Source organism: Arcobacter sp. ISO1 (genome assembly GCF_058105185.1).
This window is the reverse complement of sequence record NZ_CM176573.1, coordinates 2,899,213-2,924,225: the sequence shown is the minus strand read 5'-3', so window position 1 is coordinate 2,924,225 and position 25,013 is coordinate 2,899,213. Positions and strand designations below refer to the sequence as shown.

The 25,013-nt window shown below is 27.9% G+C and carries 21 protein-coding genes; 11 read left to right on the top strand and 10 right to left on the bottom strand.

All coding sequences use genetic code 11. The features are described from left to right. Positions 1–98: 98 nt before the first annotated feature. The 9 genes from AC2TY9_RS14525 to AC2TY9_RS14485 form a co-directional block, all read right to left on the bottom strand. Positions 99–1,166, bottom strand: coding sequence for an ATP-binding protein (locus AC2TY9_RS14525; RefSeq protein WP_489778238.1), 1,068 nt, complete (start codon positions 1,164–1,166; stop codon positions 99–101). Continuing rightward, the gene (gene pdxA, locus AC2TY9_RS14520; RefSeq protein ID WP_489778237.1) at positions 1,163–2,113 is read right to left on the bottom strand and encodes a 4-hydroxythreonine-4-phosphate dehydrogenase; all 951 of its coding nucleotides are present in this window, start codon (positions 2,111–2,113) and stop codon (positions 1,163–1,165) included. The genes AC2TY9_RS14525 and pdxA overlap by 4 nt, the downstream gene beginning before the upstream one ends. After that, positions 2,110–2,886: a pyridoxine 5'-phosphate synthase gene (locus AC2TY9_RS14515; RefSeq protein WP_489778236.1), complete on the bottom strand. Its 777-nt coding sequence runs from the start codon at positions 2,884–2,886 to the stop codon at positions 2,110–2,112. The genes pdxA and AC2TY9_RS14515 overlap by 4 nt, the downstream gene beginning before the upstream one ends. 9 nt (positions 2,887–2,895) lie before the next feature. Next, the gene (locus AC2TY9_RS14510) at positions 2,896–4,305 is read right to left on the bottom strand and encodes an anthranilate synthase component I family protein (protein WP_489778235.1); all 1,410 of its coding nucleotides are present in this window, start codon (positions 4,303–4,305) and stop codon (positions 2,896–2,898) included. Positions 4,306–4,321: 16 nt separating this feature from the next. Next, a complete protein-coding gene (locus AC2TY9_RS14505) occupies positions 4,322–5,269 on the bottom strand; it encodes an SPOR domain-containing protein (protein WP_489778234.1) in 948 nt (315 codons plus the stop codon). A 114-nt stretch (positions 5,270–5,383) separates the two neighbouring features. Then, positions 5,384–6,646, bottom strand: a complete 1,263-nt coding sequence (locus AC2TY9_RS14500; RefSeq protein ID WP_489778233.1) for a serine hydroxymethyltransferase — start codon at positions 6,644–6,646, stop codon at positions 5,384–5,386. A 58-nt stretch (positions 6,647–6,704) separates the two neighbouring features. Continuing rightward, complete coding sequence (gene lysS / locus AC2TY9_RS14495) at positions 6,705–8,228, bottom strand: lysine--tRNA ligase (protein WP_489778232.1); 1,524 nt, start codon at positions 8,226–8,228, stop codon at positions 6,705–6,707. Positions 8,229–8,249: 21 nt separating this feature from the next. Continuing rightward, complete coding sequence (locus AC2TY9_RS14490; protein WP_489778231.1) at positions 8,250–9,011, bottom strand: CvpA family protein; 762 nt, start codon at positions 9,009–9,011, stop codon at positions 8,250–8,252. A gap of 67 nt (positions 9,012–9,078) precedes the next feature. Beyond that, positions 9,079–11,169 (bottom strand): ATP-binding protein, encoded by a 2,091-nt coding sequence (locus tag AC2TY9_RS14485; protein WP_489778230.1) that lies wholly within the window; start codon positions 11,167–11,169, stop codon positions 9,079–9,081. A 156-nt stretch (positions 11,170–11,325) separates the two neighbouring features. Here AC2TY9_RS14485 and ispG point away from each other — a divergent pair, with 156 nt between their 5' ends. Continuing rightward, positions 11,326–12,393 carry a flavodoxin-dependent (E)-4-hydroxy-3-methylbut-2-enyl-diphosphate synthase gene (gene ispG / locus AC2TY9_RS14480; RefSeq protein ID WP_489778229.1) on the top strand — a complete coding sequence of 356 codons (1,068 nt, stop codon included), beginning with the start codon at positions 11,326–11,328 and terminating at the stop codon, positions 12,391–12,393. On the opposite strand, the gene AC2TY9_RS14475 is transcribed toward ispG, so the two are convergent. Continuing rightward, complete coding sequence (locus AC2TY9_RS14475; RefSeq protein WP_489778228.1) at positions 12,390–13,499, bottom strand: geranylgeranyl reductase family protein; 1,110 nt, start codon at positions 13,497–13,499, stop codon at positions 12,390–12,392. The genes ispG and AC2TY9_RS14475 overlap by 4 nt on opposite strands. A 108-nt stretch (positions 13,500–13,607) precedes the next feature. On the opposite strand from AC2TY9_RS14475, the gene AC2TY9_RS14470 reads away from it, so the two are divergent. The 10 genes from AC2TY9_RS14470 to ychF all read left to right on the top strand — a co-directional run bounded on the left by AC2TY9_RS14470 (position 13,608) and on the right by ychF (position 24,982). Then, a complete protein-coding gene (locus tag AC2TY9_RS14470; RefSeq protein ID WP_489778227.1) occupies positions 13,608–15,047 on the top strand; it encodes a replicative DNA helicase in 1,440 nt (479 codons plus the stop codon). Positions 15,048–15,129: 82 nt separating this feature from the next. Continuing rightward, positions 15,130–15,522 carry a type II secretion system protein gene (locus AC2TY9_RS14465; protein ID WP_489778226.1) on the top strand — a complete coding sequence of 131 codons (393 nt, stop codon included), beginning with the start codon at positions 15,130–15,132 and terminating at the stop codon, positions 15,520–15,522. 131 nt (positions 15,523–15,653) lie between these two features. Continuing rightward, positions 15,654–16,196: an adenine phosphoribosyltransferase gene (locus AC2TY9_RS14460; protein WP_489778225.1), complete on the top strand. Its 543-nt coding sequence runs from the start codon at positions 15,654–15,656 to the stop codon at positions 16,194–16,196. Between the two features lie 13 nt (positions 16,197–16,209). Continuing rightward, a complete protein-coding gene (gene trpB, locus AC2TY9_RS14455) occupies positions 16,210–17,424 on the top strand; it encodes a tryptophan synthase subunit beta (RefSeq protein ID WP_489778224.1) in 1,215 nt (404 codons plus the stop codon). A gap of 8 nt (positions 17,425–17,432) precedes the next feature. Beyond that, complete coding sequence (locus AC2TY9_RS14450; RefSeq protein ID WP_489778223.1) at positions 17,433–18,119, top strand: DedA family protein; 687 nt, start codon at positions 17,433–17,435, stop codon at positions 18,117–18,119. Next, positions 18,109–19,515, top strand: a complete 1,407-nt coding sequence (locus tag AC2TY9_RS14445; RefSeq protein ID WP_489778222.1) for a leucyl aminopeptidase — start codon at positions 18,109–18,111, stop codon at positions 19,513–19,515. Before AC2TY9_RS14450 ends, AC2TY9_RS14445 begins: the two co-directional genes overlap by 11 nt. A gap of 22 nt (positions 19,516–19,537) precedes the next feature. Then, complete coding sequence (locus tag AC2TY9_RS14440; RefSeq protein WP_489778221.1) at positions 19,538–20,533, top strand: bifunctional heptose 7-phosphate kinase/heptose 1-phosphate adenyltransferase; 996 nt, start codon at positions 19,538–19,540, stop codon at positions 20,531–20,533. A gap of 81 nt (positions 20,534–20,614) precedes the next feature. Continuing rightward, the gene (locus tag AC2TY9_RS14435; RefSeq protein WP_489778220.1) at positions 20,615–23,131 is read left to right on the top strand and encodes an ABC transporter substrate-binding protein; all 2,517 of its coding nucleotides are present in this window, start codon (positions 20,615–20,617) and stop codon (positions 23,129–23,131) included. A gap of 11 nt (positions 23,132–23,142) precedes the next feature. Beyond that, positions 23,143–23,820 carry a response regulator transcription factor gene (locus AC2TY9_RS14430; protein WP_489778219.1) on the top strand — a complete coding sequence of 226 codons (678 nt, stop codon included), beginning with the start codon at positions 23,143–23,145 and terminating at the stop codon, positions 23,818–23,820. A 58-nt stretch (positions 23,821–23,878) separates the two neighbouring features. Next, positions 23,879–24,982: a redox-regulated ATPase YchF gene (gene ychF, locus AC2TY9_RS14425; protein ID WP_489778218.1), complete on the top strand. Its 1,104-nt coding sequence runs from the start codon at positions 23,879–23,881 to the stop codon at positions 24,980–24,982. Positions 24,983–25,013 lie beyond the last annotated feature (31 nt).

Genomic DNA, 25,013 nt, shown 5'->3' with positions numbered 1-25,013 from the left:
CTTTTAATAGTATGAAAAAGAGTTAATACCCCAGCTCTTTAACTACTATAAATTGTGCGATTTTATCTAAAATATTCTAAAAAAATCGTTAAATCAAATTAGCTTAATGCCCATTCATAAAAAGGTAATACATTTACCTCTAAATTTTGTATGAAAAAATGTTCATCATTTGATACGGTAATAATATATAATTCTTTTATATCATGTTCATTTGCAACTCTTTTTATTCTTTTCAATTGACTTTGCATCATAGTTGAATTAAAAAAAGGAATAGAAACAATTGCAATATTTTCATCTGGTATATAAAAATCTATATAATCTAAATAATAAAGTTTTTTATATCGATTTAAAAGTTCTAAAAAGATTAAATTTGTTAGCTCATTTTTAAATTTCTTTTTATGTGTAATACTTGAGAATAGGGCGCAGTTGTAGGTATATATTTTTTTCACAGCTTTTTCTTGCATGAATTTTGGAAGAAAATATATAATACTTTCATTTTCTAGTCTTTTACACTCTTCATAAAATTTATCTTTGGAGATTTTAATTTTTTCTTTTAAAGTTAAAAAAATTTGGTTTAGTGATTTTTTCTCATCAATATTGAATATTAAAATTTTCAAAATCTCTTCACATGTTTCATCTTTATTTATTAATTTTATTAGATTTTGCAAAGATTCATAAATTTTGTAATCAGGGGTTTGAAGAGTTTCTGGTAAATTCCCATATCTTAAAAAATTGTTAAATAAATGTGTTATATGTAGATTTTTCTTATCATGAAGTAAGTATTCTTCAAAATCTAAGGGATTTAAAAAAAGATTTTTAAACCCTTTTTCTTTTTTTCTTTCTTTAGTAGTAATAATTACACTATCACAATATGGAATTTTAAATTGGAAATCAAAATTTTCTAAAACAATAACTTTTATATTATTTCTTATTACAAACTCTTGAAGATTTTTTTCAATCTCTTCGTAAGTATTTCTTGTGTCGTAAAAATCTATATAAATATATTCTTTAGAGTCAAAATTTGATAAATAATCAAAAATTAAAAAGCTTTTTCCAGATTTAGGAGGGCCAGAAAGGATGGTTTTTGGGTGGGTAATTCTTATTTTTCTTTCAATAAAATTTATTTTTGAAAATTCTAATTCATGACAAAACTCAAGGCTTGTCATGATGGTTTATTTTCCTGTAGGTTAACAGCTTCTTTAACTGCATTAATATAACTTTTATAGTTTAACTTTCTATCGTTTTTATATGCTACATCAAAAGCTGTTCCATGGTCAACTGATGTTCTAATAATTGGAAGATTAAGACTTACATTTATACTTTGGTCAAAATATAATGCTTTTAAAGGTGTTAGCCCTTGGTCATGGTACATGGCTACAAAATATTTAAAGTTTTTTCTTGACATTGGTGAAAATGCAGTATCAGGAACTAATGGTCCTTTAAATATTTTTTTGTCTAAAGCTTTATTGGCATTTTTTATGGCTTTGAAAATTTCAACTTCTTCATTACCTAAAACACCATTATCACTTGCGTGTGGATTTAAGGCTAAAACCCCAATATTTGAAGAGTTTACATTGTTGTAAAAATCAATTAAAAAATTTGTTAATTTCTTTTCTTCAATTGATTTTGATACTTTTTTTAAAGGAATATGTTCAGTAAAGAGTCCTACAAATAGTTTTTTACAACCTAACATCATAATTGCATCTTCAGCAAAAAAGTCCCTTAAAACTTCTGTATGACCTTTGTATTTGATATCCGCTTTATTCCAAGATTCTTTATTGATTGGTAGAGTTACTATTGCTCTGACTTTTTTCTTATTTGCTAAGTTTATGGCTTCTGTAAAAGAATCATAGGAAAACTTTCCACTTTTTTTTGATACTTGACCTGGCTTAATCTCAAATTCACCTTTTACATTAAAGGTATTAAAATCATCAGGAATTTGTAATTTTAAAAGTTTAGCAGCCTCTTTTAACATCTTTTTATTTATGCAATATAAAGGTTCACAGTATTTAGAGATTTTTTCATGGGCTTTTAAAGCAATTTCAATCCCTATACCATTTAAGTCTCCAACTGAAACTGCAATTAAAGGTTTTTCTTCCTTTTTTTTATTCATAATAGTTCTTTCATATCTTTTATAGCTTTTTCAAGTCCAGTAAAAACTGATCTTGCAATAATACTTTGACCTATATTTAATTCATTTATTGTTTTTAGTTTTGAAATTTCCGTTACATTTTGGTAATTTAATCCATGTCCAGCAGCTACTTTTAAACCTAAATCAACAGCTTTTAAAGCAGACTTTTTTATCTCTTTTTTACTATTAAGAAGAAGTTCTTTTAATTCTTCTCTACTTATTTCTAAGTCTTTGATACTATGTTTAGAGTTTGAAAGGTTTCCATAAAGCATTGCATATAAATTTGCAAAAGCTCCTGTATGAAGTTCTACCCATTCAACCTTTAAATCTTCTGCCAATTCAATCATCTTTTTATCTGGGTCAATAAATAAAGATACTTCTATGTCATTATCATGAAGTTTTTTTACAGCTTTTTTTATTTTTGTATACCCTGATTCTAAATCAAGTCCCCCTTCAGTTGTAACTTCTTCTCTTTTTTCTGGAACAAGTGTAGCTCTATGGGGTTTTAATTCGCATATAATATCAATAATATCTTCATCAATTGCACACTCTAAATTTACAGGTAAAGAAGAAAGTTTGCAGATATTTTTTGCATCATCATCATTGATATGACGTCTATCTTCTCTTAAGTGTATTGTTATTTGATCTGCACCAGCAATTTTACAAATTCCCAAGGCATCCATAGGATTTGGGTCATTGATTTTTCTAGCCTCTCTTAATACGGCGATATGGTCAATATTTACTCCAAGTAACAAGTTATTCCTTTATGATAAATCTTTTAGTGTTGAGATATTTGCCGCAAGTTTATTTTGAACTTCTAGGTATTCAAGTTCAGGAATAGAGTCTGCAACAACTCCAGCTCCTGCTTGGAAAATAATCTCATCTTCTTTTATTAATGATGTTCTAATTGTTATTGCCGAATCCATATTTCCATCAAAACCAAAATAAGCGATACTTCCAGAATAGAAATTTCTTTTTATCCCTTCAAATTGAGCGATTAACTCCATTGCTCTAATTTTCGGTGCACCTGTCATTGTTCCAGCTGTAAAAGTAGCAGCAAAAAGATCAAACATATCGTATTTATCATCAATTATTGCTTCTACATCAGAAACCATATGCATTACATGTGAGTATTTTTCTACTCTCATTAAATCAGTTACTTTTACAGTTCCTGGTCGGGCAACTCTACCCACATCATTTCTACCTAAATCTACTAGCATTAGATGTTCTGCTCTTTCTTTTACATCACCTAACATCTCTTCTTCAAGCTCTAAATCTCGGTCAATATTTTTCCCTCTTTTTCTAGTTCCTGCAATTGGTCTTAAAAGTAGGTGTCCATCAACAAGTTTAATCATAACCTCTGGAGAACTTCCAGCAATTGTAAAGTCTTCATATTCAAGTAAAAATAGATAAGGACTTGGGTTTTTGCTTCTTAATGCTCTATAAAAACTAAGATGGTCAACCTTTGCTTTTTGAATAAATCTATTTGACATTAAAATTTGAAAAACATCTCCAGCTCTAATCATCTTTTTAGATTCTTCCACCATCTTAAAGAACTCTTCTTTTGAATAGTTAAATTTACCTTCGTCAATAATTTCTGCTTTTTTTAAAGGAGTAAATTCATATGGAGTAAATAGTTCATCTTCAATTTTTTGAAGGTCATTTTTACATGATTCAACAGAGGTAACCATAATTAGTTTTGATGTTTTATGGGAAAAACCTAAAATTATATTTGGTCTAATTAAATCTAAATCAGGCATATTTAACTGGTCTTCAAGAGTTTCCATTGATTTTTTTAATTTTGGTTCAAATTCTTTGCCAATGTCATACCCAACATTACCTATAAAACCATCAACTAAACCAATTCCTAACTCTAAAGCTTTTTGTTTATAAAATTTTTTATCAAAATTTTTATAATATTTTTGTAGAAATTTTAAAGGGTTAGATTCAACCTCTGAAACTTCACCTTTATCATTTTTGTAAAAACATGTGTTGTTTTCGTACCAAACTCGTTCTCTATCTCCAATTACTATAAAAGAGTAGTTCCCATCATTTGAGTTTATTGTACTTTCAAAAAGAAAAGTGATTTCATCTTTGTATATATTTTTAACTTTTTCATAGATCGAAACTGGTGTGAATTGATCTAGAAAAAGTTCTTTTGAATAAAATTGCATTAAATTAAATACCTTATTAGAATGTTAAAATAAATGCCCCTGAAACATTAAGTTTTTTCTTAATATCACCAGTTGCTAATCTTGCTTGTCCTCTACTATTATATGGTCCAATTAAAACTTTATGGAACATTTTCCCATTTATAGAGACTTTATAAATTTTATATGAGTAACCTTTTGATTTAATATTGTTTAAATATTTTACACTTGGCATTTTTGAAAACGCTCCAATTTGAACAAAAGTTCCCTTTGGTTTACTTGTAATTGTTGAAGAGTTTTTAGATACAGTTGGTTTTACAACTTTTTTAGGTTCTTGTTTTTTTACTACAGGTTTTGGTGCAGCTTGTTTTTTCTTTGGAACTACAACAGGTTCCTCTTTTTTAACTTCAAAAACATCTGGTTTAGTTTCAGTAACAGTTGGTTCAACTACTAATTCTTTTTCCTCAATTTTTTTAAGATCTAGGTTTTCTTCAACTTTTTCATCAATAGCTTGTGCTTTTTGATTCTCTTCTTTTATATTTTTTAGTTTTTCATTTATGATTTTTTGGTATTGTTCTTCAATATTTTCATTTTGAACAGATTCTTGTGAGTTTTGTGTAGAATCTTTTGTAAAACTATCACTTTCATTTGGTGAGTCATTTGTTAAAAGACGAATTATTATAACAGTTAATAAAAATAAAATTACTAGAACAAGTCCTAAAATAAGATATTTTTTCTTATTTTGTTCATTAGATTTTCCTTGACCTAACATAATATCTGAATATTCTTTTTCTTCTTGAATTTCAATCTCTCTGTCAAGTCTTGAAGTATTCATTTGACCTGGTTGATGAGGCTCTTGTCTTGGAGTATCATTATTGTCTTCATAAACAGACTCCGCATCATTTATCTCATTTAACCTTTGTTCAATCTCATTTTTTTCTTGTTGTAACTGAACTTTTTTTATAAAATCTTCGCCTTTTATTTCCATAACCTATACCCTTTTTACTAGCTCCTTAAAAAGGAGCTTAGAATTAAAAAATCCTACAAAAAGCAAAATGCTTTAAAAGATTATCCTTATTATAAAGGAAACTAAACTAAAATCTTAATAAGTAGATTGATTGTAAATTACAAAATCCCTTGCTAATTCTTTTAATTCTTGTTTGATTTGAGCTTGTAAGTCTGTATTGTTAATATCATCTAATACATCACAGATTTTATTTGCAATAAATTTAAACTCTTCCTCTTTCATCCCTCTAGCTGTAAGTGCTGGAGAACCAATTCTAATACCTGAAGTTACAAAAGGACTTCTTGTTTCACCTGGAACAGTGTTTTTGTTTACAGTAATTCCTGCATTTCCTAACGCAGCATCAGCATCTTTACCTGAAAAATCTTTATTTAAAAATGATACTAATACTAAGTGGTTATCTGTTCCATCACTTACAATATTATATCCTCTAGCCATTAAAATTTCACCTAATACTCTTGCATTAGCCTTAACTTGTTTTGCATATTCTTTCCATTCTGGCGCTAAAACTTCTTTAAATGCAACTGCTTTTGCAGCCATAACATGAACAAGTGGACCACCTTGTAAACCTGGGAAAATAGCTGAATTGATTTTTTTAGCAATATCTTCATCATTTGTTAAAATAAGTCCACCTCTTGGACCTCTTAAAGTTTTATGAGTCGTAGTTGTAACTACATCTGCATAAGGGAATGGAGACATATGTTCATCTGCTGCAACTAATCCTGCAATATGAGCAATATCAGCAAATAAAATAGCACCAACTGCATCAGCAATTTCTCTAAATTTTGCAAAATCAATCTCTCTTGCATATGCACTTGCACCACATACAATAATTTTTGGTTGCGTAATCTTAGCAATTTCCATTACTTTATCATAATTAATTCTACCATCTAGTTCAACACCATAATAAAATGCTTGGTAGTTTTTCCCTGAAAATGATGGTTTAGAACCATGTGTTAAGTGTCCACCATGTGATAAATCCATACCTAAGATTTTATCTCCAGCTTTTAATAATGCTGCGTAAACTGCACCATTTGCTTGACTTCCTGCATGAGGTTGAACATTTGCAAATTTACATCCAAAAATTTCACAAGCTCTATCAATAGCTAATTGTTCAGCTTTATCAGCAAATTCACATCCACCATAATATCTTTTATATGGATATCCTTCAGCATATTTGTTTGTAAATACAGAACCCATAGTTTGCATAACTGCTGGACTTGTGAAGTTTTCACTTGCAATCATTTCTAAGTGGTCAGTTTGTCTTACTAATTCTGCCTCAACTAAATCAAAAATCTCTTTATCTGCTTGCTCTAAATTTGCATTTGAAATATAACTCATATAATTGTTTCTCCTATTTTTTGTTTATTTAATTTTATCTATTTTACAAGAAATGAAATTATTCATTTCCCTCTTCATCTTCAAGTAAGTCAATCTCTTGTTTGATTGGCTTCATAGCTGGGAATAATAAAACATCTCTAATAGAGTGTTCATTTGTTAACATCATAACCAATCTATCTATACCAATACCTTGACCTGCTGTTGGAGCCATACCATAAGATAATGCATTAACAAAGTCTTCATCCATTTCATGGGCTTCATCATCACCTGCATCTTTTGCAGCAATTTGTCCTTCAAACCTCTCTAATTGATCAAGGGGATCATTTAACTCACTAAAGGCATTTGCAATCTCTTTTCCTGCAATAAATAACTCGAATCTATCTGTTAGATGTGGTTTCTCATCATTTCTTCTTGCAAGTGGTGAAATTTCAACTGGGTATTCAGTAATAAATGTTGGGTTAATTAATTTTGCTTCAACATATTCATCAAATAATTCACCTTGTAATTGACCTAAATTCATAGCCTCATTTACTTCAAGATTCTTCTCTTTCATAAAGGCAATAATCTTATCTTTGTCTTCTGTAATTTCAGCTGGAACACCGCCGATTGTTGTTAAAGATTCAATTAATGGAACTTCAGAAAACTTAGAGAAATCTATTTCCATCTCACCATATGGTAATTTTGTTGGTAAGTCTAGGTGTTCAAATAAAAACTCAAAATACTCTTTTGTAAGTTCAATTAAATCTTTATATGTTTTATAAGCCCAATAAAACTCAATAGAAGTAAATTCAGGATTATGTGTTGCATCCATACCTTCATTTCTAAAGTTTCTATTGATTTCAAATACTGCCTCAAAACCACCAACAATTAATCTTTTTAAATATAATTCTGGTGCTATTCTTAAATATCTATCAACACCAAGAGAATTATGGTGAGTAACAAAAGGTTTAGCATTTGCTCCACCTGGAATTGGGTGCATCATAGGTGTTTCAACTTCAAGGAAACCTTTGTTTTCAAAAAATCTTCTAGTTAAACTAATAACTCTAGATCTAATATGAAAAGTTTTTCTAACTTGAGAGTTCATAATCAAATCTAAATATCTTTGTCTATATCTTAACTCTTTATCAGTTATTCCATGGAATTTTTCTGGAAGAGGAGAAATAGCTTTTGTTAAAATTTTTAAACTATCAACATGTAAAGACAACTCTCCTTTTCCTGTAATAAAAGGATATCCACCAACTTCAATTATGTCACCAACTTCAATATTCTTTTTAAAAGTCTCATTATAAAAACCTTCAGGTAAATTATCTCTAGCTACATAAATTTGTAAGATTCCACTTTCATCTTCAATTTTTAGAAAACTAGCTTTACCCATAAGTCTAAAAAATTTAATTCTACCTGCTACAATATAATGTCTATTTTCATCTCTTTTTTCTTCAGTTTGAAATAGGTCTGTATTTACATTCAAATATTTTGCAATTGTAGTATTTCTTGCACTATCATTTGCATAAGGATTGATCCCTTTATCTTTTAAAGTGTTTGCTTTTTCTATTCTTTGTTGTATATATTTATTTTCAAACAATCTTAATTTCCTTTGTTTTTATTATTCTGATTTTTCTGTATTTGTTTCTTCTATTTGTGTTGATTGGGGCATTGGATTATTTTTAATCTCTTCTGCTATCTCATCAACTTTTTTATTTACAGTTTTTTTAACTGCATCAACAACCTCTGTAGAAGATTTAATTGTAGCTTCTTTCATACCTTTTACAGTATCGCTTATCTCTTCTTTAATAGATTTTTGTTTTAATAAGTCATCATCTTCTTCAATTACTTCATCTTCTTTTGGAGTAATTTTTTCTTCAACTTTTTTCATAAAATCACTAGCATCTAATTTAACAATAAATCCACCTGTACTTACTAAAAATGGGAAAGTAGCAGATTTTGCAACTTTTGTGTCCATTAAGTCTTTAAATGAATTAACTTGGTATAAGGCATAAACAATTACTGAAAAAATTAAAAATATTTTTGCACTACCAAAGAAAAATCCTAAAACTCTATCAAATATACCTAAGCCACTTGCTTGGAATATTTTACTTAAGATGATTCCTGCAACATAAACAATTGCCCAAAATCCTACAAGTCCTATAATAAAACCAATAAGTTTGATTGTTGCTTGATTTTCTAAAGCTAAAAGTGGAGCAATTGCCTGCCCAATATCTCCTGCTAATCTTGAAGCAATAAAAATACCACCAATAATTCCTACTAAACCAAAAATTTCTTTAATAAAGCCTCTTAAAAGCCCTTTTAGTCCAAGTAATACTGTAATACTAACGATAACTATGTCAAAAACTGTAAAATTTTGCATACATACCCTTCTTTATAATATGGCGCAATTATAACTAAGCTTTTCCAAATAAAAGTTTAATAGCATTTTACAAAGTTTTTAATGTTTTTAAATCAAAGGATATATCAAAGGTTAAACCTTTTAATTTTTTCTTTTTATAAATGAAACTATTATTATATATTGATAGTTTACAATTCATATGTTTTACTAAAATCTCTTGGGTCATATAAAGGCCAATTCCTGTTCCTTGAGATTGGTGTTTAGTTGTAAAGTATGGTTCAAAGATTTTTTCAATAATTTCTTTGTCAACTCCACCAGCAGTATCTTTTATAGTTAATGTATCTTTATCAAATGTAATAAAAATGATTTTTTCATCTGAATTATTTTTTACAAAAGCATCAATCGAGTTATTTATTATATTTAAGATTGCTTGTTGAAATTCATTTTTAAAGCTATAAAGTTTTATATTTTCATCAATTTTAATTTCTGTATTTATATTTGAAGCTTTTAGTCTATCTTTTAAAAGATTTATACTTTCACAAATAGATTTTTTTAATTCAAATTTTTCTTGTTGTTTTTTCTCTTTAAAAAAGTTTCTAAAATCTTCAATTGTTTGTGATAGATAATTTGTATTATTTAAAATCTTTTCACAAGTATAATCTATATCATCTTTGTCTACTAATTCTAATTCTTTTTTTATTTTTAATCCACTTGCTAAACTTGAGATTGAACTTAATGGCTGTCTCCATTGATGGGCAATATTATTTAACATCTCTCCCATTGAAGCCATTTTATTTTTTTGGAATAATATTCTATCTTTTTCAATTAAGATTTGATTGTTTTCTATTTCATTTGTTATATCAGTCAAAGTTACAATAATATAAGGTATTTCTTCTTCACTATCTGCTATGTTAACATTTAAAGTAAAATGGTAGATTTTATCAGCTTTTTTTATTGCTGCTTTAAATTTTCTTTCATTATTGTTAAGAATATGTTCTGCCCAGTTTTTACCATCATAATCCTTATCAATTAAATAGTTGTCATCATTCATTTCAATAAATCTATCACAAATACAATCGTACTTTTCTTTAAATTCATCAAGTGATTTAAATTCATCAAAAAAATCAATCAATTGTGCATTCGCATTTTGTATTTTTATTCCATCTGTTATTATAATAATATTTTTTTGGGAATCTAGAATAGTTTGAACTCTTTTTTTCTCTATTTGTATCTGTTTTAAGTATAAATAATAATTAATGGCTAAGAATATTATACCTATCAAAATAATAGATAAAATCAAGTTTTTAGTAGAACTTTTTTTTGCATCTAAAATAGAGCTAACATCTATATCATTTAAATTTTTTGCTAGTATTATGTAACCAATTACTTCATTTTCAAACTCTATTACTTGCTGCGTTACAAGAAACTTTTCATTAATTATTCTATAATTTTTTATTTCAAGTATTTTTTCAATACCCTTGTTTTTTACTAAATCTATCAAATAATCTTTTGCATTGAAATTTGCAATATAACAATCACCAATAAATTTTTTTGTAAATGGGTATTTTATTTTATTTTTATATTTTTCATTAGCTAAGATCAAAGAATCGATTTTTTGTTTTTCCAACATTTTTGAAATAGAATTAAAGTGAGTTATTACTTCAAAAATACCAATTAATTCATTGTTCTTTAAGATGGGAACCATTGATTTAAAAGACATATCGTATCTTCCAACACTAATTGAAGTTTGTATTTTTTTTGTTTTCAAAATCTTTTTAACATCGGGTCGAAATTTAAGTGAGTCTTTTTTATGATCACTCCAACTTCTATAAAAACTATTTCCATCTTTATCTAAAATTTGAAACCAAACATTTTTAAATTTTGTGTATTTTCTTAATTGTAAAGAGTATTTATTTAAATCTATATTTGAGCTATTCTTTGTAAGAATTGAATTGATAATTTCTTTATTTTCAAGAAAAGATAAAGCTATAGACAAAGTTGCATTTTTTTTATCTGATATTAAATTTAAAAGGTTCTTTTTAATATATTCAGAGCTTGTATAATATCTTTCTGTTAATTTATTATTTTGTTCTTTTTGAATATAAAAATCTGTAATCAAATATATTAGTAAAGATACTAATATAAAAGAAAATAATATTATAAGTGTTTTTACTTTCATTCCAATTAACCCATTTCCCTCATGTAACTTATTATAGGATAAGTTATGTAATTTTTAAATAAAATAACTTTTTTTTCTTGTATTAAAATTTTACTAACAAATTAATTGCAAAAACTTTACTAATAATTAATGTTTTTTTGCTAGAATTCGCATATTATGAATAATGTAAAAAGATATCCAACAAAAAAAATATTCGTAGGTGATGTTGCAATTGGTGGAGATGCACCAATTGCAGTACAATCTATGACTTATAGTAAAACATCAGATATAGAAGCTACAGTAGAGCAAATTAGAAAATTACATTTTGCTGGAGCTGATATTGTTAGAGTTGCCGTCCCTGATCAAGATGCAGCAAATGCATTAAAATCAATTAAAGAACAAACTTCACTACCTTTAGTAGCAGATATTCATTTCAATCATAAATTAGCACTTATTGCTGCCCAAGTTGTTGATTGTATTAGAATTAATCCAGGAAATATAGGAAATAAGCAAAGGGTAGCAGAAGTAGTTCGTGCTTGTAAAGAGAGAAATCTTCCTATTAGAATTGGTGTAAATTGTGGTTCCCTTGAGGCGCAATTTGAAAATAAATATGGTCAAACCCCAAAAGGTATGGTTGAAAGTGCTGATTATAATATCAAATACCTAGAAGATTTGGGTTTTGATGATATAAAAGTTTCATTGAAAGCTAGTGATGTTCAAAGGACAGTTGAAGCTTATAGAATGTTAAGACCAATGAATAATTATCCTTTTCATTTAGGTGTAACTGAAGCTGGAACTATTTTTCACTCAACTATAAAATCATCAATAGCATTAGGAAGTTTACTTCTTGATGGTATTGGAGATACAATGAGAATCTCTATTACTGGTGAGCTTGAAAAAGAGATTGAAGTAGGGCGAGCTATATTAAAAGATGCTGGTTTAACAAAAGAGGGGCTTAATATCATCTCTTGCCCAACTTGTGGGAGAATTGAAGCTGATTTAGTAACTGCAGTAGCCCAAGTTGAAGAGAAAACGAAACATATTAAAAAGCCTTTAAATGTATCAGTTATGGGATGTGTTGTAAATGCCTTAGGTGAAGCAAAAGCTGCTGATGTTGCAATTGCTTATGGAAAAGGTGTTGGTCTTATTATTAAAAAAGGTGAGACAATTGCTAAGCTTCCTACTGAACAACTTCTTGAAAGATTTTTAGAAGAAGTTGAAGCTGAAGCTAAAAAAGAGGATTAGTTTTTCAAAAAGTATTTAAAAAGCTTTAAAACAGTTTGACCTAAAGTTAAAGGTTGAACTGTACCTTCCCAATATGCTAATCCTCTTTTTTGTAGTTTTTTATTTTGAAAAAACTTAATTAATTTATTTGTCATAAAATCGCAACTTAAAAATATGCTTTGCATAAATTTAAAAAAACGAAATCTTTTTTTGAATTTTTTATTCCATTCTTCTTTATACAAATTAGGTTTTTCTTTTATTATTGCATCGGCTAAAATATCTGCTGATTTCATAGCATAATAAATGCCTTCATATGTAAATGGCAAAACTTGTCCAGCTGCATCACCAACTAAAAATATATTATCTTTAAAAAATATATCATCTTTTTTCCAAACTGGTATGAAAAAACCATTTATCTTTGTTTCATCATTTTTAATAATCTTTTTTTTGAATATTGGGAAAAGTTTTTTTGCCTTTGTCCCTTCTTTTAATCCTGCACCAATAGAGAGTTTATTCCCATGGGGGAATACCCAAGCGTATTCATTTGGGGCATAGTTTTTACCAAAATAAAATTCACAAAAGTTAATATCCTTATTTGGGATATTAGAGTAATTTGTTAATATAGAATCTACTGTACAGTTAAATAAGTCTTTTCTTACCCTTGATTTAACACCATCTGCACCTACCAAATATTCTGTTTTTATAATTAGAGTTTTATTTTTTGTTTCTATTTTTACTAAATAATAGTTTCCTATTTTTTCTGCTTTTTTATATTTTCCTTCTATTAAAATAGTTCCAGCTTCTTTTGCTAATTCTCTATTTTTTTTATCAAATTCTTGTCTTAATACAATTGAAATGGGTGTATTTGAAATATCAACTTCAACACCATATTTTGGTGAATAAAGTTTACATATATTGATTTTTTTATTTTCATACTCTTTTGGTAAATCAAACTCCTCAAATACAATTGATTTTATTCCACCTCCACAAGGTTTGTCATAATTGAGATTTTTTTCTACTAAAATATTTTCAATACTATTTTTTGATAATTTTCTAGCTAAAGTTGAACCAGAAGGCCCACCTCCTATTATTAGACACCTAGTAGAAAGCTCATATTGATTTTTCATTTTTTACCTTATAAATTAAGTTTTTTATTCTAAGGCAATACATCTAAAATTAACTTGAAGATAATGACTGTTTAGCTATAATCTACAGCTTATAAAAATGGAGATTTAATGGATAGTGTATATAGTATAAATATTGAAAGAGCAGTTTTAAGTTCAATTCTTTTTAACCCAGAAGAGTTAGAAGACGTATTAGGTGTTTTAAAACCAAAAGATTTTTATATGCCTGCTCACCAAAAGATTTTTGCAGTGATGATAAAACTTCATGATTTAGCAATGCCAATTGATGAAGAGTTTATCAGAAAAAGAGTTAATCCAAAAGAGGTTGATGATTCAATTTTACTAGAAATTTTATCTGCAAATCCAATAACTAATACTCTAGCATATGTAAGAGAGATTAAAGATGGTTCTGTAAAAAGGGAACTTACAACTTTAGCAACTACAATAAAAAAAGTTTCACTTGAAGAAGAGACAAGTGCAAATGATGCACTGGATGTTGTACAAGGTGAACTTTATAAAATTTCAACTGATAGTGCAACTTCTGAATTAAAGCACATGGAGACAATCACTTCTGATACCCTTTCATATATTGAAAAAATGAAAAAACTTGGGAATCAACACCTTACAGGTAGAACAACTGGTTTTTTTGATTTAGATAAAAGAACAACAGGTTTTAATGAAGGTGACTTAATTATCCTAGCAGCGAGACCTGCAATGGGTAAAACCGCTCTTGTTTTAAATATGGCATTAGCAAATGTTGAAGCTGGAAATGGCGTTATATTTTTCTCACTAGAGATGCCAGCTGAACAATTGATGTTAAGGATGCTTGCGGCTAAAACTTCAATACCTTTACAAAACCTAAGAAAAGGTGATATGGATGACAAACAGTGGACAGACTTAACAAATGCTTTTGAGGATTTAAACTCAAAAAAATTATTTGTTGATGATGGTGGTAGTGTTAATATTAATCAACTAAGAGCAAGAGTTAGAAAACTAGCTCAAAATGAAGCTAATAATGTCTCAATGGTAGTTATTGATTACCTTCAGCTTATGCAAGGAACAGGAAATAAAGATAGACACCAAGAGGTTTCTGATATCTCAAGGGGACTTAAGATGTTAGCAAGGGAAATGAAAATACCAATTATTGCCCTTTCACAGCTTAATAGGGGAGTTGAAAATAGACCAGACAAAAGACCAATGTTAAGTGACCTTCGAGAGTCTGGGGCTATTGAGCAAGATGCTGATATTATTATGTTTGTATATAGAGATGATGTATATAAAGAAAGAGAAGAAGCAAGAAAAGAAAAAGAAGCTCAAGACAAAGGTGAAGAGTACAAGTCTAAATTTGTAAACAAGCCTGTTGAAGAAGCAGAAATAATAATTGGGAAACAAAGAAATGGTCCAATTGGAACTGTGAAGCTTGATTTCCAAAAACAATATACAAGATTTGTTAATAAAGATAATCCAAATGAAGCCCCAATAGAGGTGGTTTTTCAATCGATTTCAGATACAGGAAAAGAAACACAGATTGATGTACCAGATATATTATAAAATATAAAAATATGTTATTTTATTATCTTTATTTAAGAAACCTAAATATATAATTTAAAAATTTATTTTTAAAGGATATATAATGAAAAAAGGTTTCTCTCTTTTGGAACTAATCTTCGCCATTGTTGTTATTGGAATAATTGCATCTTTTGCAATACCAAAATATCTAGATACAAGAGATGAAGCAGTTGCTTCAACTATTCAAAGGGACTTAGCTACAGCTACCACTTCTATTCAAACTTATTATTTGACTAAAAGAAGTATCTCTGATATTACTGAGGCTGTAAAATTGAATACAAAAAATTGGACTTTAGATAATAATAAGTTAAAAATCACTTCAAGTAATGCAAGTGATTGTGCTTCTTTAGAAATAAAAGATTCAAAGATAGAAATTACTATTTCAAAAGATGCAGATGACATTTGTGATAAATTAAACAAATTAGGTATTGAAACTACTACAATAAATCTAATCTAAACCTTAGAGTATAGTTTAAACTATACTCTTTACTTAAAAACCATTCTAAAGACAAATCTATTATACAAACATAATAATTTATTCGATAAAATAATCACCTTACAGAATATTACAAAGAAAAGAGATATAGTATGATTTTAAGTCAAGCTGATAAAGAATTAATTAACAACTCAATTAGAGATGTAAAAGATTTCCCAAAAGAGGGAATTGTATTTAAAGATATCACGACTTTATTAAATGATAAAGTTGCCTTCCAAACTTTAATGAACCACTTAGAGGATAGATATAAAAGTTATAATTTAGATTATGTTGCAGGTATTGATTCTAGAGGTTTCATCTTTGGAGCTGCTTTAGCCGATAGACTTAATATTGGTTTTGTTCCAGTTAGAAAGAAGGGAAAATTACCTTCAACAACAGTTTGTGAAAAGTATGAATTAGAATATGGTTTTGATGAGGTTGAGATTCATCTAGATGCATTTCCAATAGATAATGCAAATGTATTATTAATAGATGATCTTATTGCAACAGGTGGAACTGCAAATGCTTCTGCAAAATTGATTAAAGATGTAAAAGCAAATTTAGTTGAAACTTGTTTTTTAATCAACCTTACATTTTTAGATGGTGTGAAAAGATTAGAACAACATGCACCAGTATATACAATATTAGATATTTAAAAAGAGATTATAAATGAAAAAAGATTTTTATATACCAAAAACATCGACATTTGACCCTGATAGTAATGGTCATTTTGGAATTTTTGGGGGGAGATATGTCCCTGAAACATTAATGCCTATTTTAAAAGAACTTGAAACTGAATATGAAAAATATAGACACGATGAAAAGTTTTGGAAAGAGGTTGATGGATATTTAAAAGATTATGTTGGAAGAGAAAATCCACTTTATCTTGCAAAAAATATAAGTGAAGAGATTGGTGCAAAAATTTACTTAAAAAGAGAAGACTTAAACCATACCGGAGCTCATAAAGTAAATAATGTAATTGCACAAGGATTACTTGCTAAAAAGCTTGGAAAGAAAAAAGTAATTGCTGAAACAGGTGCAGGTCAACATGGTGTGGCTAGTGCTACAATTGCAGCACTACTTGGTCTTGAATGTACAGTTTTCATGGGTGCAAAAGATGTAGCTAGACAAGAGCTAAATGTGTTTAGAATGAAACTACTTGGAGCAAAAGTGATTGCTGTTGAATCTGGTAGTAAAACATTGAAAGATGCCATGAATGATGCAATTAGATATTGGGTTACAAATGCTAGAGATACATTTTATATAATTGGAACAGTTGCAGGACCACACCCTTATCCAGTGATGGTTAGAGATTTTCAAGCAATTATTGGTTATGAATCGAGAGCTCAAATTCTAAAAAAAGAGGGTAGATTGCCAGACTATGTTCTTGCTTGTATTGGTGGTGGATCTAATGCAATTGGTATGTTCTCTCATTTTTTAGAAGATAAAGAAACAACTTGTGTTGGGATTGAAGCAGGAGGATTAGGACTTGATACTGATAAACATGGATGTTCTTTAGAAAAAGGAAGTCCTGGAATTTTACATGGTCAGTGTTCATATTTACTTCAAGATGAAAATGGTCAAGTTTTAGAAGCACACTCTATTAGTGCTGGACTTGATTATCCAGGAATTGGACCAGAACACTCTTTTCATAAAGATAACAAAACAGTTCAATACGATTCTGTTACAGATAAAGAAGCTTTAGATGCTTTTGTATGGTTATCACAAAAAGAGGGTATTATTCCAGCTTTTGAAAGTGCCCATGCAATTGCATATTTAAAAAAAGCAAAAGAGAAATTTAAAGATAAAATTGTAATTATAAATCTTTCTGGACGTGGTGATAAAGATATGGTTCAAGCAAAAGAACTATTGCATTTTGATTAAGAGTATTGATGTTAGAGAAATTACAAAATAATTCAGGAAAAATACTTTTTTTAGTTGTTGCGTTATTTATAATCTTTTTAGGTTACAATTTGTATCAAGCTCCTGTAGAAGGTTTAGAAAATAAATTTATGTTTTTGCTAAAAACCTATGGATATATTATACTTTTTGCATGGAGTATATTAGAGGGTGAAGCTGGTCTTATAATGGCTGGACTTTTATCTCATACTAATGATATGAACCTTTATTTTGCAATTTTTGTTGCAGGACTTGGTGGTTTTGCAGGTGATCAGATATACTTTTATACAGGAAGATTTAATAAATCTTATGTTCATAAAAAATTTAAAGGGCAAAGAAGAAAATTTGCTTTAGCACACTTACTTTTAGTAAAATATGGTTGGCCAATTATTTTTATTCAAAGATATATGTATGGAATGAGGACAATTATTCCTATCTCAATTGGACTTACAAGATATAGTGCAAAAATGTTTGCTTTTATTAATTTAATAAGTGCTTGGTGTTGGGCTGCAATTACTATTGTACCTGCATGGTATTTTGGTGAAGAGATTTTAGTAGTACTAAAATGGGTAAAAGATCATTGGTATTACGCTGCACCATTTGGAATATTAATTGGTGGAAGTATAATCTATTATTTCCATAGTGTAACTAAGAAAAAGGAGAAAAACTTTGAAGGTTAATTTAGTAGAAAATAGTTTTGAAAAAGAAGAAGCTGAGATTGAGATATATTTAACAGATGATATTGAAAATACAAAAGATAAAGAGCTTTTAGAACTTTTGGGATTTGAAGAAAAAGATGAAAGCGTTATATTACTTCCTGAAGTTGGTAGAATCTATGTTGGATGTGAAGACAATGATTACGATTGCGTTGCAATTGCTATTTCATGCGCTATTAAAAAGTTTCAATCAACAAAATTTGAAAGTGCAAAAATAAATCTAGATGATTTAAACTTAAAAGCTTTAGTAGAAGGTGCTATTTTAGGTTCATACAAATTTTGTGAATATAAATCTGAAAAGAAAAAAGTAAAAAAACAAGAATTAAATATTTGTGTATCTAAAATCACAAAAGATATTCAAAAAGAGTTTGATAACTCAAAAGTTATTGCAAAAGCTGTTAATAAAACTAGAAATATCGTAAACACTCCACCTGCAGATTATTATCCAAAAGTTATGGCAGAGACAGCAAAAAAGATAGCTAAAGAGAATAATCTTGATTGTAAAATTCAGGGTGAAGAATACTTAGAAAAGAATGGAATGAATGCGATGCTTTCAGTAGGTCGTGCTTCAATTCATGAATCAAAATTAATCCATCTAACATATAAACCAGAAAACCCTAAGAAAAAAGTTGTCTTAGTTGGTAAGGGCTTAACCTATGATTCAGGTGGATTATCATTAAAACCAGCAGATTATATGGTTAGTATGAAATCAGACAAAAGTGGTGGAAGTGCTGTTTTAGGTATAATGAATGCAATTTCAAAATTAGGTCTTGATGTTGAGGTTCATGGGATTGTAGGTGCAGTTGAAAATATGATTGGTGGAGATGCTTATAAACCAGACGATGTTTTAGTGGCTAAAAATGGTAAAACTATTGAAGTTAGAAATACAGACGCTGAAGGTAGACTAGTTCTTGCTGATTGTTTATGTTATGCACAAGATGAAATTGAAGATATAGATTATATTTTTGATTATGCTACATTAACTGGAGCATGTGTTGTTGGTGTTGGTCAGTATACATCTGGAATAATGGGAAGAAATATTGAACTAAAAAGATCAATCGTTGCAAATGCTTTAGAATCTGGAGAATATGCAACAACATTACCTTTTAACAGATTTTTAAGAAAAACTTTAAAATCTGAAATTGCAGATATTTCTAATATTGCAAACACAAGATATGGTGGAGCAATTACAGCTGGACTGTTTTTAGATAATTTTATTTATGAAGAAAATAAAGAAAAATGGATTCACCATGATATCGCTGGACCCGCATTTGTAGAAAAAGAATGGGGATATAATCCATATGGAGCAAGTGGTGCTGGAGTTAGAATGACTCTAGAATTTTTGAAAAATATTGACTAAAAAATTTATTATAGGAAAAGATATGATTAAAACTGATGTAAAACCAAAGGTATTAGTAATTGGCGATTTGATGATAGATGCTTATTTAATTGGTAGTTGTGATAGAATTGCCTTAGATGCACCTGTTCCTGTTCTTGATATTAAAGAGGAGCTTGATGTTTTAGGTGGAGCTGGAAATGTTGTTAGAAATTTAGCCTCTTTAGGTGCAAAAGTTTCAGTTATGTCTGTAACAGGTGATGGTCAAAATGGAAAAGAATTAAAACATTTACTTGATCAACTTGAAACAAAATCATTTATTTTGGAGCAAAAGGGAAGAAAAACTTCGAGAAAAACTAGGGTAATGTCTAATGGTAAACAAATTTTTAGATTTGATCATGAAAGTAAAAATAATATCTCTTTTGACAATGTAAAAAAATTATACTCAAAACTTCAGGAAAAAATTAAAGCATACGATGCTATTTTATTAGCAGATTATGGTAAAGGTGTATTAACAAGAGACTTTACACAAAAAATTATTCAATATGCAAATAAACATGATGTAAAAACTATTGTTGATCCATATGGAGATGATTATTCAAAATATCAAGGGGCATATTTAATTATTCCTAATAAAGAAGAAGCTTCAAAAATTACTGGAATTGATATTGAAAATGATGATAGACTTTTAGATGCTTTAAAAGAGATGAAAAGTAAATTTGAAACAAAAGAAGCAGTAGTTACATTAGCAGAAGAAGGTGTAGCAGTTTTAAATGAAAATAATAAATTATCTGTTCTTCCAACAGTTCCTTTAGAGGTTTTTGATGTTACAGGTTCAGGAGATACACTATTAGCTTCAATGGGTTATGCACTTGCAGGAAGCAATGATATTATTAGTTCAGTAGAGTTTGCTAACTTAGCAACTGGAGTTGTTTTAAGAAAAGCTGGTACTTCTACAGTTTCAATAGAAGAGATACAATCTGATCAAACTTATCTTGATAGAAAAATTATTGAAAAAAATTTAAGCTGTAAACTTAACTAAAAAGTAGGGATTTCCCTACTTTAAATCAAGTTATTAAATAAGAATTTTTTTTATTAAATTATTTATGATATAATATATACAATGAAGTATATAGTTATATTATTAGTTTTTACAACTTTATCATTTTCTCAAAATTTAGATAAAGTAAATCTTTACTTAAAATGGAAGCATCAATTTCAATTTGCAGGTTTTTATATTGCAAAAGAAAAAGGTTTTTTTGAAGAAGAAGGCCTTGATGTAAATATTATTGAACCAACTTCAAATAATATTATTCATATTAATAAAATCTTAAATGAAGAGAACTCTTTTGGTGTTTCTGATTCATTATTAATTAATTCAATTATGCATGGTGAAAAACTATCTTTGATAATGCCAATCTTACAAGAAACACCTTTCGCATTTTTATTTTTAAAAAGCTTAAATATACAATCTATTGACGACTTTAAGAACAAAAAAGTAATGCTAGATTTAAATAATAAAGAGAATGCATTTGTTAAATTGTTTTTAAATAAATTTAGAATAAATGAAAAAAATATAAAAGTAATTCCAACTTCCTATGATGTGTATGATTTAATAGAAAAAAAGGTTGATGTTTTTAATGCATATTTAACAAATGAGCCTTATATATTAGAAGAAAAAGGGATTGAATATGATTATTTAAAAGCTTCGTCTTTTGGAATGAATTTTTATGGAGATATACTTTTTACTTCACAAAAAAATCAAAATAACAATCCTAAAAGAGTTAAAGAATTCTTTAATGCCACAATGAAAGGTTGGGAATATGCTTTTAATAATATTGATGAAACAATAAAATTAATTTTAGAAAAATATAATACTCAAGGATTTAGTTACAGTAAATATTTATTTGAGGCAAATGGCTTAAAGAAATTATCTGGTATTAATGATGGGACCTTTGGAAAATTTAATCTTACAAAAATAAATCAAATAATTAGTAGCTATTTTTTAATTGATAAAAAGCTTACTTTAGAAGATATAAATAATCTAGATATAGATTCCTTATCAAATGAAAGATTCTTTAATGATGACAAATCAATAGTTTTTGATAAAGAAGAGTTAGAATATTTAGAAAAAAAAGATAAGATTACTTTTTGTGTAAGTGAAGGTATAGAACCTATAGTTTTTTATAAAAATGGGGAATACAAAGGTATTTCAGTAGATTTTTTTAAGATGATTGAAAAAAAAATTAATAAGAAAATCCAAGGGCTTATTACTAAAACCTCTGAAGAATGTGACTCTTTATTAAAAGAGAAAAAAGTAGATTTGAAACCTTTAATATTAACTGACCCAAATGCCTATAGTTTTTTAAATCCAACTTTACCTTATTATGATGGATATTTAGTTTTAGCTACAAAGATTAGTCAACCATATTTATTAGATATTTCTCAATTAGAAGATAAACAATTGGGATTATTAAAAAGTACAGAAATTATTAATAATCATATAAAAAAAAGATTTCCAAATCTTAATTTTATTGAGATTAGTGGAACAGTTGAAAATGCATTGGAACTAATAAGAAAAGATGAAATATACGGCTTTGTTGGTGTTTCAGATATTATCTCATATAATATCCAAAAATATTTCACTCATGAATTAAAAATCATGAAAAGATTAAGTGACTTAAAAGATGGAAGTATAGGCGTAGTAAAAGATGATGATATTTTGCATTCAATCTTGAACAAAGCAATCTTAAGTTTTGACGACAAAGAAAAAAGAGATATTAAAAATAAATGGGCATATGTAAAAGAAGAAACAATAATAAAAAAAGAGTATCTAATTAACATTTTTTTTGTTATAGGTTTTATCATCTTAGCTTTTTGGTATAAACAGTATGTTTTACATAAGTCAAATAAGCAGCTTAAAATAAAAGTTGATGAGGAAGTACAGAAAAATAGAGAAAAAGATAAAATTCTTTTTCAGCAAATAAAACTTGCTAGTATGGGTGAGATGTTAAATAATATCGCCCATCAATGGAGACAACCTCTAAATGTAATTAATTCAAATGTTGCTGTGATTGACTCGATATTTTTCAAATATAAAATTCAAGATAAAAAACTAGATAATACTCTTATCCAAATTGAATCCCAGACAAAATATATGTCTGATACTATTGATAGTTTTAGAACATTTTTTTATCCCTCAAAAGAGAAAAATGAATTTATATTATCTAGAACTTTAGATCATGTATTAAGAATAATAAAATTTAATTATGAAAAATCTAATATTCAAATAAACACAAAAGTTTTAAATGATAAGAAAATCATAGGTTACAAAGGTGAATATATCCAAACAGTAATAGCTATATTAAACAATTCAAGGGATGCTTTTATTATAAATAAGATTGAAAATCCAAAGATAAACATTTGTATAGATAATATACTTACAATTGAAGATAATGCTGGAGGAATAGATGATAAGTTGATTGATAGGATTTTTGAACCTTATTTTACTACAAAGTATAAAAATAAAGGAACAGGAACGGGCCTTTATATGGCTAAAATGATTATAGAAAATTCTATGAATGGAACGTTAAGTGTGGAACAAATAAAAGATGGAACAAGATTTAAAATTATAATTTAAATGGAGATGAAATGGAGAAAAGTTATTCTATTCTATATGCAGAAGATAATAAAAATGTTAGAGAAAACTATGTAGTATATTTAGAAAATTATTTTGATTTTATATATGAAGCTAATGATGGGTTAGAGGCATTTAATATTTATAGAAATAAAAAACCAAATGTACTTTTGATAGATATTAATATGCCAAATATGAATGGTTTAGATTTTGTAAAGAAAGTTAGAGAAAATGATAAGAACATACCTATAATTATACTTAGTGCTTATTCTGATAAAGAGTTTTTATTTGAAGCAATAAAGTTAAATTTGATTGAATATTTAGTTAAGCCAGTTGATAGAAATGAATTTAAAGATGTATTAGAAAATTCTATTAAAAAGGTGAAAGAAAACACTTCTGAGAAACAATTAATAAATTTTACTAAAACAAGCTATTGGGATAGTTCGAAAAGGTTATTTTTTCATAAAAATAAAATGATTGATTTAACAAAAAATGAAAGAATGCTTTTTGAACTTTTATTAAATAATAAAAATGAAATTATAAATCCAAATGAAATCTCAAAGTATATATGGGATAGTAAAGCTGAAGTTAATGATGCTAGTATTAGGAATCTAGTAAAAAGGTTAAGAAAAAAACTACCTCTTGATATTATTCAAAGCATATATGGAAGTGGATATATCTTAAGTTATTAGGGTGTATTTAAATCAATTTTGAGTATAATCGCGTATTAAATATAAATAAAGGTCATAAATGGGTTTAGGTGTAGGAATCGTAGGATTACCAAATGTAGGAAAATCAACAACTTTTAATGCTTTAACAAAAGCACAAAATGCAGAGGCTCAAAACTATCCTTTTTGTACTATTGAACCAAATAAAGCTGTTGTTCCTGTTCCTGATAAAAGGTTAGACGAATTAGCAAAAATTGTTATCCCAAACAAAATTCAATACTCTACAATAGATTTTGTTGATATTGCAGGTTTAGTAAGAGGTGCTTCAAAGGGTGAAGGATTAGGAAACCAATTTTTATCTAATATTAGAGAAGTAGAAGTAATTTTACATATGGTTAGATGTTTTGAAGATGGTAATGTTACTCACGTAGAAGGCGATGTTGATCCAATTAGAGATATTGAAATTATTGAAACAGAACTAATTTATGCAGATATAACTCAATGTGAAAAGAAAATTGAAAAGCTTAAAAAACAATCTAAAGGTTCAAAAGAAGCAGCAGCTATGTTAGTTGTAGCAGAAGAGTTAATGAAACATTTAGAAGATTTACAGCCAGTTAAAACATTTGAGGACAAAGAAAATGAACTTTTCTTACAAATGGACAAAGAGTTAAGATTTTTATCTAATAAAGATGTAATTTATGGTGCAAATATGGATGAAGATTCTTTAATGGATGGGACAAATGAATATGTTGACAAACTTAAAGAACACGCAGCGTCTGTAGATGCAGATGTAATTACACTTTGTGCAAAAATTGAAGAAGAATTAGTAGGAATGGATGATGATGAAGCAAAAGAACTATTAACTGATTTAGGTGTAGCTGAATCTGGGCTTGAACAAATTATCCATAAAGCTTTTGATAAATTAGGTTTACAATCATATTTTACTGCTGGAAAAATTGAAGTTAGGGCGTGGACAATTAGAAAAAATACTAAAGCTCCTCAAGCAGCAGCTGTTATTCATAACGATTTTGAAAAAGGTTTTATTAAAGCAGAAGTTATCTCTTATGAAGATTTTGTTTCCCTTGGTGGAGAATCTAAATGTAAAGAAGCTGGTAAGCTAAGACTTGAAGGAAAAGATTATATTGTTCAGGATGGTGATGTAATGCATTTTAGGTTTAACACTTAATATAAATTTTGTTATAATTTATCTAATTCAT

Bases quoted from the DNA above. Each gene is read 5' to 3' on its own strand.
- AC2TY9_RS14430 (WP_489778219.1), top strand. From the start codon at position 23,143: ATGGAGAAAAGTTATTCTATTCTATATGCAGAAGATAATAAAAATGTT.
- AC2TY9_RS14485 (WP_489778230.1), bottom strand. From the start codon at position 11,169: ATGAAAGTAAAAACACTTATAATATTATTTTCTTTTATATTAGTATCT.
- AC2TY9_RS14505 (WP_489778234.1), bottom strand. From the start codon at position 5,269: ATGGAAATAAAAGGCGAAGATTTTATAAAAAAAGTTCAGTTACAACAA.
- AC2TY9_RS14475 (WP_489778228.1), bottom strand. From the start codon at position 13,499: ATGAAAAATCAATATGAGCTTTCTACTAGGTGTCTAATAATAGGAGGT.
- AC2TY9_RS14510 (WP_489778235.1), bottom strand. From the start codon at position 4,305: ATGCAATTTTATTCAAAAGAACTTTTTCTAGATCAATTCACACCAGTT.
- AC2TY9_RS14525 (WP_489778238.1), bottom strand. From the start codon at position 1,166: ATGACAAGCCTTGAGTTTTGTCATGAATTAGAATTTTCAAAAATAAAT.
- trpB (WP_489778224.1), top strand. From the start codon at position 16,210: ATGAAAAAAGATTTTTATATACCAAAAACATCGACATTTGACCCTGAT.
- AC2TY9_RS14450 (WP_489778223.1), top strand. From the start codon at position 17,433: ATGTTAGAGAAATTACAAAATAATTCAGGAAAAATACTTTTTTTAGTT.
- AC2TY9_RS14440 (WP_489778221.1), top strand. From the start codon at position 19,538: ATGATTAAAACTGATGTAAAACCAAAGGTATTAGTAATTGGCGATTTG.
- AC2TY9_RS14460 (WP_489778225.1), top strand. From the start codon at position 15,654: ATGATTTTAAGTCAAGCTGATAAAGAATTAATTAACAACTCAATTAGA.
- AC2TY9_RS14465 (WP_489778226.1), top strand. From the start codon at position 15,130: ATGAAAAAAGGTTTCTCTCTTTTGGAACTAATCTTCGCCATTGTTGTT.
- AC2TY9_RS14470 (WP_489778227.1), top strand. From the start codon at position 13,608: ATGGATAGTGTATATAGTATAAATATTGAAAGAGCAGTTTTAAGTTCA.
- ychF (WP_489778218.1), top strand. From the start codon at position 23,879: ATGGGTTTAGGTGTAGGAATCGTAGGATTACCAAATGTAGGAAAATCA.
- ispG (WP_489778229.1), top strand. From the start codon at position 11,326: ATGAATAATGTAAAAAGATATCCAACAAAAAAAATATTCGTAGGTGAT.
- AC2TY9_RS14500 (WP_489778233.1), bottom strand. From the start codon at position 6,646: ATGAGTTATATTTCAAATGCAAATTTAGAGCAAGCAGATAAAGAGATT.
- AC2TY9_RS14435 (WP_489778220.1), top strand. From the start codon at position 20,615: ATGAAGTATATAGTTATATTATTAGTTTTTACAACTTTATCATTTTCT.
- pdxA (WP_489778237.1), bottom strand. From the start codon at position 2,113: ATGAATAAAAAAAAGGAAGAAAAACCTTTAATTGCAGTTTCAGTTGGA.
- AC2TY9_RS14490 (WP_489778231.1), bottom strand. From the start codon at position 9,011: ATGCAAAATTTTACAGTTTTTGACATAGTTATCGTTAGTATTACAGTA.